This window comes from Kaistella antarctica (genome assembly GCF_900109615.1).
In the GTDB taxonomy this organism is placed as follows: Bacteria; Bacteroidota; Bacteroidia; order Flavobacteriales; family Weeksellaceae; genus Kaistella; species Kaistella antarctica.
Window position 1 is genome coordinate 314,695 of the sequence record NZ_FOIX01000003.1, and the last position, 15,148, is coordinate 329,842.

11 protein-coding genes are annotated in these 15,148 nt (G+C 38.1%); 8 read left to right on the plus strand and 3 right to left on the minus strand.

Features of this window, described 5'->3' with window-relative positions; translation table 11 throughout:
- Positions 1-13: 13 nt before the first annotated feature.
- The 3 genes from BMX49_RS09995 to BMX49_RS10005 all read right to left on the minus strand — a co-directional run bounded on the left by BMX49_RS09995 (position 14) and on the right by BMX49_RS10005 (position 1,986).
- The gene (locus tag BMX49_RS09995; RefSeq protein WP_034720381.1) at positions 14-919 is read right to left on the minus strand and encodes a TIGR01777 family oxidoreductase; all 906 of its coding nucleotides are present in this window, start codon (positions 917-919) and stop codon (positions 14-16) included.
- Positions 920-923: 4 nt separating this feature from the next.
- Positions 924-1,232, minus strand: a complete 309-nt coding sequence (locus BMX49_RS10000; protein WP_034720383.1) for a DUF493 family protein — start codon at positions 1,230-1,232, stop codon at positions 924-926.
- A gap of 70 nt (positions 1,233-1,302) precedes the next feature.
- On the minus strand, positions 1,303-1,986 hold the full coding sequence (locus BMX49_RS10005) for a DUF4197 family protein (protein ID WP_051803822.1): 684 nt from the start codon (positions 1,984-1,986) through the stop codon (positions 1,303-1,305).
- A gap of 194 nt (positions 1,987-2,180) precedes the next feature.
- Between BMX49_RS10005 and BMX49_RS10010 the strand changes: the two genes are divergently transcribed.
- From BMX49_RS10010 to BMX49_RS10045, 8 genes are all read left to right on the plus strand, one after another.
- The gene (locus BMX49_RS10010) at positions 2,181-5,006 is read left to right on the plus strand and encodes a SusC/RagA family TonB-linked outer membrane protein (protein ID WP_034720385.1); all 2,826 of its coding nucleotides are present in this window, start codon (positions 2,181-2,183) and stop codon (positions 5,004-5,006) included.
- A gap of 11 nt (positions 5,007-5,017) precedes the next feature.
- Positions 5,018-6,496 (plus strand): RagB/SusD family nutrient uptake outer membrane protein, encoded by a 1,479-nt coding sequence (locus BMX49_RS10015; protein WP_051803823.1) that lies wholly within the window; start codon positions 5,018-5,020, stop codon positions 6,494-6,496.
- Between the two features lie 11 nt (positions 6,497-6,507).
- Entirely contained in the window at positions 6,508-7,359 is an 852-nt protein-coding gene (locus BMX49_RS10020; RefSeq protein WP_034720387.1) for a LamG domain-containing protein, read from the plus strand.
- Positions 7,360-8,751: a glucoamylase family protein gene (locus BMX49_RS10025; RefSeq protein ID WP_034720389.1), complete on the plus strand. Its 1,392-nt coding sequence runs from the start codon at positions 7,360-7,362 to the stop codon at positions 8,749-8,751.
- Between the two features lie 47 nt (positions 8,752-8,798).
- Positions 8,799-10,172, plus strand: coding sequence for a glucoamylase family protein (locus BMX49_RS10030; protein WP_034720391.1), 1,374 nt, complete (start codon positions 8,799-8,801; stop codon positions 10,170-10,172).
- 138 nt (positions 10,173-10,310) lie between these two features.
- On the plus strand, positions 10,311-11,027 hold the full coding sequence (locus BMX49_RS10035) for a carboxylesterase family protein (protein WP_034720392.1): 717 nt from the start codon (positions 10,311-10,313) through the stop codon (positions 11,025-11,027).
- A gap of 16 nt (positions 11,028-11,043) precedes the next feature.
- On the plus strand, positions 11,044-13,371 hold the full coding sequence (gene bglX / locus BMX49_RS10040; RefSeq protein ID WP_034721498.1) for a beta-glucosidase BglX: 2,328 nt from the start codon (positions 11,044-11,046) through the stop codon (positions 13,369-13,371).
- A gap of 100 nt (positions 13,372-13,471) precedes the next feature.
- Positions 13,472-14,992: an FMN-binding glutamate synthase family protein gene (locus BMX49_RS10045; protein ID WP_034720393.1), complete on the plus strand. Its 1,521-nt coding sequence runs from the start codon at positions 13,472-13,474 to the stop codon at positions 14,990-14,992.
- The last annotated feature ends 156 nt before the right edge of the window (positions 14,993-15,148 follow it).

The following is a 15,148-nucleotide window of genomic DNA, read 5'->3' on the forward strand; positions in this document are numbered from 1 at the left end:
ATTTCTAATAAATTTATTTTTTATCTTTTACCAAATCAGTTAACGCTTCATCAAGGTTCGAATATTTAAAATCAAATCCCTGCGATTTGATTTTTTTGTTATCTGCGCGAGTGCCTTCCAAAATAATCGAACTCATTTCCCCAAAAACCAGTTTCAACACAAAACTAGGCACGTTGATAGGCAGAAAAATTTTACCCGAAGCTCTCGCCAGTTTTTGCATAAAGGTTTTGTTCGTCGGGATTTCATCAGAAACAGCATTGAACTTCCCGTTGAGTTTTGAGTTTTCAGCTGCCATTACAAACATATCGACTAAGTCATGAATATGAATCCAATTCATCCATTGCTCACCACTTCCAACTCCCGAACCGATATTATAATCGACTGTTTTTTTCAATAGTGGAAACGCGCCACCTTCATTAGATAAAACGACAGATGTTCTTAAACAAACAACACGATCCGCAATTTGTGAAAATTGATCTGCAGCCTTTTCCCATTCCACACACAGTTTTGCAAGAAAATCATTTTTTACAACGCCAGATTCTTCGGTTAAAATTTGATCAGAAGTAAAAGTTCCGTAATAATTCATACCCGACGCAGAGATGAACGATTTTAAATGAATCTCTTTTTTTTGACAATATTCAAGCAGTAAATTTGCAGAATCGATTCTACTCGAGTATAGTTCTTTTTTATAGTCATCAGTCCATCGCTCGCTGATGTTAGCGCCCGCTAAATGAATGATGCAGTCTAAATTGTCGAAAGCTTTGTCGTCGATTTCTTTTTCAGCAACATTCCAGTAAGATTCGTTTTCCCGTTCGCTTTTTGAGCGCGTCAAAATTCTTACATTGTGGTGATTACTTTTAAGCTTTTCAACTAATGATCTTCCGACCAAGCCTGTTCCGCCAGTGATTAATATATTCATGATATTAAAGGGACATTACGCCTTCTATTTCGCCCACTTTCTTGTAGATTGAAATAACTTGTTGAGCATCTAAAACAAAAGCGCTGATACTTAAAGAGACATATTTTGCATTTTTACTTTCTTTGGTAGAGAGTGTAAATTTCATATCGTCGAAAACTCGATAAATCTCAGTGATCTTTTTTTCTTCATTGGTGATGATGAATTTGAAAAGATAATCCTCTGGAAAATTATGATTAACTGTTAATTTTTCTTGTAAAGAAACGTAGAAGTCCTCAGGGCTTTTATGATCTTCGTTTTCAATGATGTTAGCCATTTTCTTTTTTTTTTGGTTAAAAAAAATCCGGATTCAACCGGATTTTAAAGATAGTAAAGATACTTATTTATTATTTCATTCCACCAAGGGAGTTCAGAATAGTGGTTGAATTTTGTTGCTCATGGTTCTCAATAATATTAAAAAGTCCGTTCACCATTTGCTGAGCGGCGAATCTGCTTACTGCGTTCGTCGCTAAATTATTACTGTTCTGACCACCAAAAATACTTCCTAAGATATTGGTTCCTGCCAAAGCCGAATTTAAAGTCTGCACCAATCCGAATTCATTCAGTTTCGCATCTACTTTTGGTGCGATTGCAGCCATTAATTGCTCAGAGGTTCTCTCTCTTAGAATCTTTGTTGCAGCACCGCTTCCTCCTTGTATAATTCTGGTCGCGTCTTCGGCAGTTAAAGAATTTACCGCATTGTTTAAAATTGGTCTAGACGTATCAACAGTGAAGGCGGCCGCTCTCGCGATGTAATCTTTCTCCTTTTGAACCAAGCTGTTCAACCCTACTTTTTGCAAAGTACTGTTAATATCCTTTAATTGTTGTGGTAGCGCAGCATCAATTAATTGATTGGCGAGAAAACTGTCTTTATTACTGAAGATATTTAAACCTTTATTAATTCCGCCTAAAAGAATTTGTTTTATAACAGTTAGTCCGACGCTGGATGTCGCTATTGCCAAACAAGATTGGGTAGTTGTCCCTATGGTTGCAATGGCCATAGTTGCCAATAATATTGTATTTCTTCTCATTTCAAATGATTTTAGTTTTACGACAGTCAAATAGCACGCCATAAAAGTTAGAACTGAGGTTATTAAGTTTATTAACATTTTTTATAAAAAATTATATTATTCTTAACATTGTAAAAATTAATTTATAACTTTGAAAGAGATGAAGGACAAAGTGTTAGAGGCCGCAATGCTCAGAAAAAAATAAAACTTAATATATGAAACACAGTAATTTAAGGTTTCCTTGTTTAATCGCAGCGATGTACTTCGGTATCAGCGTGAGTGGACAAGAGGTGAGACAAGACACTACGCTCAAAGAACAAAAAATTGAGGAAGTGATTGTTATTGGGTATGGATCTGCAAAAAAGAGGGATCTTACTGGGACCATCGCAAAGGTTAGTGGAGAAGAGATTAATGATAAACCTGCCGCAAATCCCGTAAACTCATTACAAGGGAAAGTAGCTGGTCTATCAATTGTAAATTCGGGTCAGCCTGGTTCGCAAGCAGATGTTAGAATTAGAGGTACCGTCACAATCGGACAGACACAACCTGTCTATATCGTAGATGGAGTATTTGCCAACAACATTGATTTTTTAAATCCAGCGGATATTGAATCAATGGAAATCTTGAAGGATCCATCGTCTTTGGCAATTTTTGGTAATAAAGGCGCAAACGGAGCCATTATTGTGACTACAAAAAGAGGAAAAACAGGACGCACGACGGTCAACTTAAGTTCATCTCTTGGTGTGAAGTCGATGGATAACAGACCAGATATTACAAATGCTGAACAATTCAAAATTCTTTATAATGAAGATTTAGCTAATCAAGGGTTACCAGCTTACGACAAATTCAATATTTTTAATGCAGATACCAATTGGATCGATCAGATCGCAAAAAAAGGTGGGATCATCAGTCAGCATAACGTAACGATTTCGAATGGAAGCGATAAAAATAGGGTCAGTTTCTCTTTTGGTTATCACGAAGAAGAAGGTTCGATTAAATTTGAAGATTACAGCCGAATGACGCTTAAATTTAATGATGATTTAAAGATTAGCGATAAACTTCGTGCTGGGTTTGGTTTAACTGGATCATATGCCAAATTGCCACAACTTAGTGGCTTTAGCGGAGCGTTAAATGCAACACCAGTTGTATCGCCTATTAATATGATACCTGGCGAGTTTTATGGACTTTATAATTCTTTACCACAGGAAATCGGTGCTGCCCAAATTGCAAATCCTTTAGCACAAGTGGAAGGAAGAAGATATACGCAACTTAATAGGAATTTACAATTCAATCCTAATATGTATGTGGAATTTGATTTCTTTAATAATTTTACGTTTCGATCTAATTTCTTCGTGAATTATGCAAGCGGTTTCGGTCGCGGATATCAACCAGTTTTCAATATTTATATACCAGAGACTAATACGAAGGCTCTCGCCGACGGACAGGCTTTAACAAGCGTAAGTCAGTATGAAAATAGACTTATTGAGTTTCAACAAAATCAACTATTAACGTACAAAAACAAATTTGGCTCCCATGATTTAACTTTGATGGCAGGATTTGAAACCATCAGTTTAGACACCAACTCAATGTCAGGTAGTGCGAAAGGAGGACTATCAAATCCTTTGGGGCAAATTCCAAACAATCCACGTTTTTGGTATTTGAATAGTGATTTTGTAGATTCTACGACCAAGACTTTAAACACCGGGCAGAGCAAAAGAAGAAATGTATCTTACTTTGGACGTGCGCTATACAGTTTTCAAAATAAATATTTATTAAATGCTTCATTGAGAAGAGATGGATCCTCAGCTTTAGCTCCAGGCAATAGATTTGATACCTTTTGGGCAGTCGGTGGAGCTTGGGAAGTGACAAAAGAATCTTTCATGGAGAATGTTACTTTTCTTAATTACTTAAAAGTGAAAGGTTCTTATGGTGATTTAGGAAATCAGAATTCTTTCTACAATTACTTTGGGTATCCTGTTTATGTAGAAGGTGGAACGGGAGTTTTCAACGGCAACTTGTATCCTGCTTTCATTAAAGAATTTGAAGAAGCTTCTGATTTGAAATGGGAACATTTAAAATCCTACGAATTCGGTTTCGAATCGATGATGCTCAATAGGAGACTATCCTTGGATGCTGCATACTATAATAAACAAACGCAAGATTTGTTAAATCGAGTTGATGGTAATCCAGATTACTTTTTAAACGCAGGATCCATTGAGGCCAAAGGTTTTGAATTTACCGCAGGTTGGAAAGATCGTATTGCAGAAAACTTCACCTATTATTTTAATGGGAATCTTACGACCACTAAAACTGAAGTTTTAAAAACACTTAATGATGGATATATCGGTTATTTTGGTTCATCTATTTATCAGCAAGGTTCGCCGATTGGATCTTTCTACGGCTATCAGGTTGAAGGAATTTACCAATCTTACGCGGATATCTTAGGACATGCACCTTCTACAATTGGTGATGTTGCTCCAGGTGATTTTAAATACCGTGATCTTAATGGAGACGGTAAAATCTCAGCAGATGACCGAACAATAATTGGAGATCCGACTCCTGATTTCACTTACGGATTCAGTCTAGGTGGAGATTATAAAGGCTGGTTTTTAAATGCAGATTTCTACGGTGTTTATGGAAATGAAGTATATCGAAGCTGGGGCAATGGAAGTTCCTTCGCACCTTTCAATTATAGAGAGGAAAGAATGGATCGTTGGACCGGACCAGGAACATCAAACTGGGAACCGAGAAGTTATACAGGATCTGGCTATAACGCTCTTCCTTCTGACTACATGATTGAAGACGGAAGTTTCTTCAGAATCAGAAATGTTCAGGCAGGATATAATTTTAATAAAGATTTAATTTCTGGCTTGAAGTTACAGGCTCTTAAGCTGTATGTCAACGTGCAAAATCTTAAAACATGGGATCACGTCAACAGTTTTACGCCAGAGTTTGGTGGTAGCGCAGTGGAATATGGATACAATAACAGTGGATATCCGAATCCAAGAATTGCAAGTGTAGGTATCAATGCAACCTTTTAAAAAATTACAAAATGAATTATAAAATATTAAAAAATATAATGCTGACAGGAGCGCTATCTGTTGCGGCCATTTCTTTTCAAAGTTGTGGAGATGACTGGTTAGATTTAAAACCTGAGGGAAGACCTGTTGGTGATGAGGTAACAGTTGGTGGATTTGAAGCGCAAGCTTTCGGTTTATATGCCGGCTTAAGAGAACAAGGAGGGGTAAGTGATTTTACATATGTTTGGACGCACGCTATTCGTGCTGATGATAATGAAAAGGGAAGCACCGCTTCGGACGCAGCTGCAGACGGAAATGTGTTTAATAATTTTGCCTACAGCGCCTCCAATGGACATATCGGTGGAAACTGGAATGGTCATTATAAAATTATTTACGATGCAAACGAACTCATTAACGATGCTGCAGAATCGGGTGATACTTCAGCTGGAACTGCGATCAACGTCGCTGAAGCCAAGGTAATTCGTGCATATTGTTTCTTTGAATTGAGAAGAGATTATGGTGAAGTGCCCCTTAATTTAAAAACAATTGATGTGCCGGCAGATGAGGTTGCAGCTAAGAATACCATCGCCCAAGTTGATGCACAGATTATTAAAGATTTACTGGAATCCAAAGATATATTGCCAGGACAGTGGCCAAGTGCTTATCTAGGAAGAGCAACTTCTGGGCTAGCCAACACGCTGTTAGCAAAATTATATCTTTATCAGAAGGACTATACTAAATCGTTACAGTTTGCGGATGCAGTCATTAATTCAAATGTTTATATGCTAAATCCTTCATATGATACAGAGTTCACTTTAGATGGAAACAATTCTAAGGAATCAATCTTTGAAGTTCAGATGACTTATGACTTTCCTAAGAAATACACCAACAATTTCTTCGAGTCACAAGGAGTGAGAGGATCTGGTGAATGGGACTTAGGCTGGGGATTCAATGTTCCTTCTCTTGGATTAGTTGGAGCTTATGAACCTGGTGATCTACGTAAAAAAACAAGCATATTAGTGTCAGGCGGACCAGATATCTATAACTCACCAAATCTCGTATTACCTGATTCACCTCCCTTGGCCCAGAAGTATTGGAACGGAAAAGCATATACGAGACCTGCAGAAAGAGTGAAATATGCAACTGGTAAGAATTATTGGGAAAATATTAAATTCATTAGATATGCGGATGTTTTACTAATTGCAGCCGAAGCATCAAATGAATTGGGACAATCTGCGACTGCTGCAATGCATTTGAACAAAATACGGGCAAGAGCTGGATTGTCTAACACCACCGCTGCCGATCAGGGAAGCCTGCGAAATGCAATCAAGCAAGAAAGACGTGTCGAGTTTGGAATGGAGTTCGAAAGATTTTATGATCTTGTAAGATGGCAAGATGCCAACACTGTTTTAGCGTCACTTGGGTATACGGACAGAAATAAATATTTCCCGATTCCTCAAGGGGCGATTGATAAATCTCAAGGAGTACTTATTCAAAATCCTAACTATTAATTACGACTACAATGAAAAATAAATTAATAAAAATAATAAGTCTATTCAGTTTATCTGTTTTGGCAATCTCATGTCAAAATTTAGATCGACCTGAATTAGATGCTGATTATCCGAAGGATATTAACGCTCCGGGCGGACCCTTGAAGTTTTACGTCGCTTTTGACGGAACTACAAACAATCCTTTGATGAATGCCGTGGACAGTGTCAAAGCGAAATTTCCAAATGATAATCCTTTAGCTTCAATGGATGGAGCAAAAGGTAAAGGCGTACAAGGTGCGAATTATAAATATATCAAGTACTCGAATGCCAACGACTTTGCACAAAATGCCGGAAGTTTTACCGTTTCTGTCTGGACAAAAAAAAGTGTGATGAAAACAGATCATGTTTTCAGCATGCCTGCCGTTGATAATTACCACTGGTCTGGTGGCTCAATGTTTTTACTAACTGAAGGTTCGGTAGCTGAACCTATTGTTAAATTTTTTGTTAAGGACAAAACAGATGAAAAATGGTTCGAATGGGTTCCATGGGCTCCAACAGGATTTGTCGCCGGAATTTTTGATGGAAACTGGCATCATTTAGCATTTGTTTATAATGGTAGCACTTCTGTAATGACCTTATATGTAGATGGTCAACCAAAAACAACATCGGAATGGGCAGGTCACGGCAACGTTGTCTTAGAACCTTCGAAAATCACAGGTTTGAAAATTGGGGCGGGACCTCAGGAATTTACGCCAGACGAAATCGCAAGTAATGGAGATGATTGGTTAAAAAATTCTTGGACTGGCGGAATCGACCAGTTTAGAATGTACACTACACCATTGTCTGCAGCAGAAGTTCAGACTTTGTTTACCAAAAAGAAATAGATGAAATTTAGTAATCTAAATATCTATCTAGCAACTGCCATAGCATTAAGCTGTGGCAGTTGTTCTAGTGGAGATAGAGAATTAGTTATTGCACCGCCAACAGTTGAACCTCCAACAGCTACCGTTTACACCGATCCCCAAATTATCGACATTACTCAGAAAGAAGTCACCAGATATTTTTGGGATTATGCTGAGGTAAATTCGAAATTAGCAAGAGAACGTTACCATACCGATAATCCTGGTCTCGATGCATCGGTGGTTACCACGGGAGGCTCTGGCTTTGGCTTGATGACTATTTTGGTGGGTATTAAAAATGGATATATTTCCCGGGCGGAAGCGGTTTCTCGCTTGACAACCTCACTGAATTTTCTGCAAACCGCCGACCGTTTTCATGGCGCTTGGCCTCATTGGATTAATGGAAATACTGGAAGCGTTCTCCCATTTAGTACCATGGACAATGGTGGAGATTTAGTCGAAACTGCATTTCTGGTGCAAGGTTTAATTTGCATCCGCGAATACTTTAAAAATTCTATGACTAGTTCTGAAATTGCACTTTCGCAAAAGGCAGATGCGCTTTGGGAAGGGGTAGAATGGAACTGGTACACCCAAAATCAAAACGTTTTACATTGGCATTGGTCCCCGAATTATGATTTTCAAATGAATCTAAAATTGCAAGGGTACGACGAAACCTTAATCACTTATGTTTTAGCTGCAGCTTCACCAACTTATACTATTGATAAATCGGTTTACCAACAAGGTTGGGCTCGAAATGGAACCATTAAAACTTCTGCCTCAAAATACGGGATACCGTTAGTTGTCAATCATAATGGAGCTTCGGGAACTGTAGGTCCCATGTTTTTCTCGCATTATTCTTTCCTGGGATTAGATCCTCGCGGATTGACAGATGACTATGTAAATTACGGAGTCGCTACAGCGAATCACGCTAAAATAATGCATCAATACGCTATCGAGAATCCGAAAAACTGGGCTGGTTACAGCGCCAAAAACTGGGGTTTAACTGCGAGTTATAGCCGTAATTTAGATGGGACAACTGGTTACTCAGCGCATCAGCCAAGCAATGATTTAGGTTTAATTACTCCCACAGCTGCCATTTCAAGTTTGCCTTACACTCCTACAGAAAGTATGAATTATTTACGTTTTCTTTATAATGAAAATTATTCTAAATATGTTGGTGTAGCTGGACCCTATGATGCGTATTCAGTTCATTACAATTGGCTGACCCCAAGATATTTGGCCATCGATCAGGGACCAATTTCCCCCATGATCGAAAATCATAAATCAGCTTTTTTGTGGAATTTATTTATGAATGCTCCTGATGTAAAAGCAGGATTAGTAAAACTGGGTTTTCATTCTACCCAACACGGATTTTAATTTTTTAAGGATTTAAAAATCAAAGTTTAAAACGATAAAAAGTATCTATGAAAAAAGCAGTTCTAATTGTCATCCTCTTCTTATTACCTTTACTATCATGTGAAAGTGTACGACCAGTAACATTTAAAGGTGATTTAAGAAAGGCGACTGACGAACAACTAATGACAAAAGTACAGCAAGACGCTTTGAAGTACTTTTGGGATTATGCCGAACCAACTTCTAAGCTGGCTAGAGAACGCTATCATGAAGACAATATTTATCCACAAAATAATAAAAATATCATTACAACTGGAGGCTCAGGATTTGGTATGATGAGCATTATTGTTGGAATTGAAAGAAAATTTGTTCCCCGAAAAGAAGCGGTGCAGCGCTTGACAACCATGGCAGATTTTCTGGAAAATTCAGATCGACATCATGGCGCTTGGTCGCATTGGATTAATGGCGAAACTGGCAAAACAGTTCCTTTTGGTAAAAAAGATAATGGCGGTGATCTCGTCGAAACCGCCTTTTTAGTCCAAGGAATTATTTCAGTGCGAGAATACTTTAAAAATGGAAATCAAGAAGAGAAAATTCTTGCCCAAAAAATGGACAACCTCTGGAAAGGAGTGGAGTGGAATTGGTACACCAAAGGCGGTGAGAAAACGCTCTATTGGCACTGGTCGCCAACTTATGGCTGGGATATGAATTTCCCTTTAAAAGGATATGATGAAACTTTAGTAACTTATATTTTAGCAGCATCTTCGCCAACCTATTCAATCGATGCTGAAACGTACGATCAAGGTTGGACCAGAAACGGAACGTACACCACTAATCAAACAAAGTATAAATTATCAATGTACGTCAAGCACAATGGTGCAGAGGAATATGGCGGGCCACTTTTTTGGGCGCAATATTCTTATCTTGGTCTGGATCCTACAGGTTTGTCTGATCAATACGTGTCCAATTATTTCGATCTTAATAAAAATCACGTGCTGATTGATTATAAATATTGCGTTGAAAATCCTAATAATTGGGCAGGATATGGTTCCAATTATTGGGGACTTTCTGCTGGATATACCAGAAATAAAGACGGTTCCGTGGGCTATACCGCTCATACACCCATCAATGATAATGGAGTTATTAATCCCACTGCGGCGCTAAGTAGTTTTCCTTATACACCAAAAGAATCGATGGCTTTTTTAAGATTTCTGTATACAGAGAAACCAGAATTTATCGGCTCTGCGGGTCCGTACGATGCTACTTCTATTCATTATGACAATTGGTTTACCCCGAGATATTTGGCCATCGATCAGGGAACAATTTCACCGATGATCGAAAATTATCGAACAGGATTGCTTTGGAATCTTTTTATGAATGCGCCCGAAATTCAAGAGGGATTAAAAAAATTGAATTTCAAATCGACAAAATATAACATTAAATAGAACCTAGTGTAATAATTTTTAGGAGCTAAATCCCGCTTTCCACTTTATCTTTTTCTTTTGCCAAAGCTTTTCCCACTGCTAAAAAGAAAAAGGATGCCGTTGCAATCGGGGCTAGAGATTTATTTTAAATATTAAAATATGAAACACCAATTAAAATATATATTCTTTTTTCTCTTCGGACTGTTTCTCAATACGACAGCCCAAGAAATTAAAGCTGATTTCAAAAAGGAAATAAAAAAGGAACAAAAGATTTCCTATATTTTGGACTATCCAGAAAATAGGAAGGGAAAAGTTCCTTTGATGGTTTTTCTGCATGGGTCAGGGGAACGAGGAGACAATTTATATTTGGTAAAAGCACACAGTCCTTTTACCTACAAAAATTTATTTCCAGAACCAGTCGCTATTTTAGCACCTCAATGTCCGAAAGATGTTTGGTGGGATACCGAAGCAGTTTATTATTTAATCAAAGAAATTCAGCAGAAATATCAAATTGATGATTCCCGAATTATGCTCACAGGCTTATCCATGGGTGGTTGGGGAACCTTGAAATTAGCCATGGAACATCCCGAACTTTTTTCTGCAGTCGTTGCAGTCTGTCCTCCAGTCGATCGGTTGATGAAAGTTCGTGCTTCACAGTACAAAGATTTGCCGATGAAGATTTTTCACGGTGGAAATGATGATATTGTGTCGCCCATGAATTCTATCGAAATTTATCAGGAAATTAAAAAAGTAAATAAAAATATAGAGCTTACCATTTTTCCAGATGATAATCACAATTCTTGGGATTCCACGTACTCGAATCCGAAGTTGTACGAATGGATGCTTGCTCAAAAGAAAAATAAAGAAAAGAAATAAACGAAATTTAATTAAAATGAAAAAATTAGTTTTACTCGCCGCCATAGCTTTATCGAGTCTGGTCATCGGGCAAGATATGGTCAATAAGCCAGTGCAGTCTTTCCAGACCAGTCAATATAAAGCCAACAAAAAAGCTTTTGTAGAATCACTGCTGGCGAAAATGACTTTAGATGAAAAAATCGGACAACTCAATCTTCCAAGTGCTGGAGATTTTACGACTGGTTTGGCCCAAAGCTCTGATATTGGTAAAAAAATAGAACAAGGATTGGTCGGTGGACTTTTCAATATCAAAGGAGCTGAAAAAATCAGAGCCGTTCAAAAAGTTGCAGTCGAAAAAAGCCGTTTAAAAATTCCACTCCTATTCGGAATGGATGTCATTCACGGTTATGAAACGACCTTTCCAATTCCGTTGGGATTATCAGCCTCGTTTGACATGGATTTAATTCAGCAATCCGCTAGAATTGCCGCTCGAGAAGCTACCGCTGATGGTATTTCTTGGACTTTTTCTCCGATGACTGATATTTCTCGCGAACCAAGATGGGGACGTGTTTCCGAAGGTTCTGGTGAAGATCCCTACCTCGGGAGTGAAATCGCAAAAGCCATGGTTTACGGATATCAAGGCAAGGATTTGTCTTTAAGCAATACCATATTGGCGTGTGTGAAACATTTCGCTTTATACGGAGCTGGAGAAGCGGGTAGAGATTATAATACGGTCGACATGAGTCACCTCAGAATGTTCAATGAGTATTTTGCTCCATACAAAGCAGCAATAGACGCAGGAGTAGGCACCGTGATGGCTTCCTTCAATGAAGTCGATGGAATTCCAGCCACGGGAAACAGATGGTTACAAACCGATGTATTACGGGGAATGTGGGGTTTCGATGGTTTTGTCGTAAGTGATTACACTGGGATCAATGAAATGATCGATCATGGAATGGGAGATTTGCAGCAAGTTTCTGCTTTAGCTTTAAAAGCTGGAGTCGATATGGATATGGTCGGCGAAGGTTTTTTAACAACGCTAAAAAAATCTTTAAAAGAAGGCAAAGTAACAGAAGCCGAAATTACACTTGCAGCTAAAAGGATTCTAGATGCCAAATATGATTTAGGACTTTTTGAAGATCCTTACCGATATGGAAATGTAGCGTTGGCGAAGAAGGAAGTTTTTAGCGCAGAAAATAGAGCTGCTGCCAGAAATACTGCCGCCCAATCGATGGTACTAATGAAAAATGATAATCAGGTTTTACCATTGAAAAAAGGAGGAACCGTTGCCGTTATTGGGCCGTTGGTTAATAATTCTCTTAATATGACTGGAACCTGGAGCGTTGGTGCTGACCATGCGAAAGCAATTTCTTTGATGAAAGGATTGCAGGATAATTTCGGAAAAGAGGTCAAGTTTCTTTCAGCGAAAGGATCAAACATCGATTACAGCGAAAAACTAGAAAATATTTACGCGGCTCACGGTAAATTGACCGACCGTGATAATCGTTCAAAAGAAGTGTTGTTAAAAGAAGCCATTGATATTGCTAAAAAATCAGACGTAATTGTTTTAGCGATTGGTGAAAGTGCTGAAATGAGTGGCGAATCTTCCTCAAGAACTGAAATTGATATTCCGGTATCCCAAGTTGATTTGTTAAATGAATTAAAGAAAACTGGAAAACCAATTGCTGTCGTATTATTTACGGGAAGACCTCTAGCTCTAACCAATATTAAAGACACGCCGGATGCCATTTTAAATGTTTGGTTTTCTGGAAGTGAAGCCGGGAATGCTATCGCCGATGTGCTTTTTGGTAAAGTAAATCCGTCCGGAAAATTGCCAATGACCTTCCCAAGAAGTTTGGGACAAGTTCCTTTGTACTATAATCATAAAAATACGGGTCGACCTTTAAGCAAAGAAAACACAGATAAATGTGAATATGAAAGGTTTCGTTCCAACTTTATGGATGAGTGCAACACGCCGCTTTATCAGTTCGGTTTTGGTTTAAGTTATACCCAGTTTAATTATTCAGAGATCCAAGTTTCCAATTTGAATCCAAAAGGAAATCAAAAGATTCAAGCTTCTATTAATCTTACCAATACTGGTAATTATGATGGAGCAGAAGTGGTTCAGTTGTACATCAGAGACATTGTCGGAAGTATCACGCGACCTGTAAAAGAATTAAAAGGCTTTCAGAAAGTTTTTTTAAAGAAAGGGGAAACCAAGAAAATCATCTTTGCAATTTCTCCCGAAGATTTAAAATTTTATAATAATGCTTTGAAATATGACTGGGAAGCAGGGGAGTTTGATATCATGATTGGGACCGATTCTGAACAGGTAAAAACGCAAAAAATTCAGTGGAATAAGTAATATAGAAAGTATCCATTGAAGGTTCATCCAAAATAGTGAAAGTGGTTTTTTTAGTCCGTTTATTATTATTATTTTTGGGGCACTAAATAAAAAATTTATAATGAGAGAAAAATTCATTAGGTGGGGCCTAGTACTTCTGGTGATAACGTGGGTAATATCAATATTGATAAAAACGCACTATTGGATTCCGATTCTGCTTACTTGTATTTACGCTTTGGGACTGTATAATAGTTACCAGACCAAACATGCTATTCTTCGTAACTTCCCGGTATTAGGTTATTTCAGATATTTCTTCGAAGAAATCTCACCAGAAATGCAACAATATTTCATTGAGAGAGAGACCGACGGAAAACCTTTCCCACGGAACGAACGTTCTGCGGCCTACAGAAGAGCTAAAAACATTAGTGATACAGTGCCTTTCGGGACACAACTCGAAATTAATAATAGAAAATACGAAGGAATAAAACATTCCATCTATGCGAAGTCAGCTTCCGAAGAATTACCAACAGTATGGTTGGGTGGCGACCAATGTACCCAAAAGTATCACGCTTCTATTTTTAATATCTCAGCAATGAGTTTTGGATCTTTAAGTGATCGTGCTCAGATGGCACTTAATCGTGGCGCAAAAAAGGGAGGTTTCTTCCATAATACGGGAGAAGGTGGAATTTCGCCTTACCACTTAGAAGGTGGTGATTTATGCTGGCAGATTGGAACCGGATATTTCGGTTGTAGAGATGATAACGGTCGATTTTCACCGGAAATATTTACCAAAAATGTTTCTATTCCTGCAGTAAAATTGATTGAAATAAAACTGTCTCAAGGTGCAAAACCAGGACACGGTGGTGTTTTACCAGGTTCTAAGAATACGCCAGAAATTGCGGCTATTCGCCACGTACAACCTGGAATGACCATAATTTCTCCGCCCTCGCATTCTGCTTTTGCTGATGCTGCAGGCTTATTAAAATTTGTAAAAGAACTGAGAGATTTGTCAGGTGGGAAACCAGTTGGTTTCAAATTATGTATCGGTGATACCAGAGAGTTCGAAGAAATTTGTGCTCAGATGAATGTCCTTAAAATCTATCCAGATTTTATTACCATCGATGGAGCCGAAGGTGGCACAGGAGCTGCGCCGCCAGAATTCTCTGATGGAGTTGGGATGCCATTAGAACCTGCTTTAATTTTCGTTAATAGAACTTTAAATAATTTCAACGTTAGAGATAAATTGAAAGTTATTGCAAGTGGTAAAGTATTGACATCGCTTGATATTCTACGAGCCATTGCGATGGGAGCCGATATGTGTAATAACGCACGTGGATTTATGTTCGCTTTAGGTTGTATTCAGGCTTTAAGATGTAATACCAATACTTGTCCGACTGGAGTAGCCACTCAAGATAAAATGTTGATTAAGGGATTAGACGTTACCGATAAGAGTGAAAGAGTATATCACTTCCACAAAAACACCTTGCGTACCTGTAATGAGCTTATTGGAGCTGCTGGTAAATCGTCTTACAATCAAGTTGATGCAAGCATGTTTATGCGCGGAGATGAATTCGAACATCTGGCCGATTACTACTTCCCGGATATTTTAGGAAATGTAAAAACACCAGTTGCGAAATATTAATATTTCTTAATAGAACGCAATTCTATAAATAGAAAACTTCAGATTAATTTCTGAAGTTTTTTTATGATTAATTTATCGATTGGATTTATAAAGTATTTTGGCTTAGAAGAACTTAAAGAATGAAATGATTGAAACGACACCATCAGCGAGTGGAGT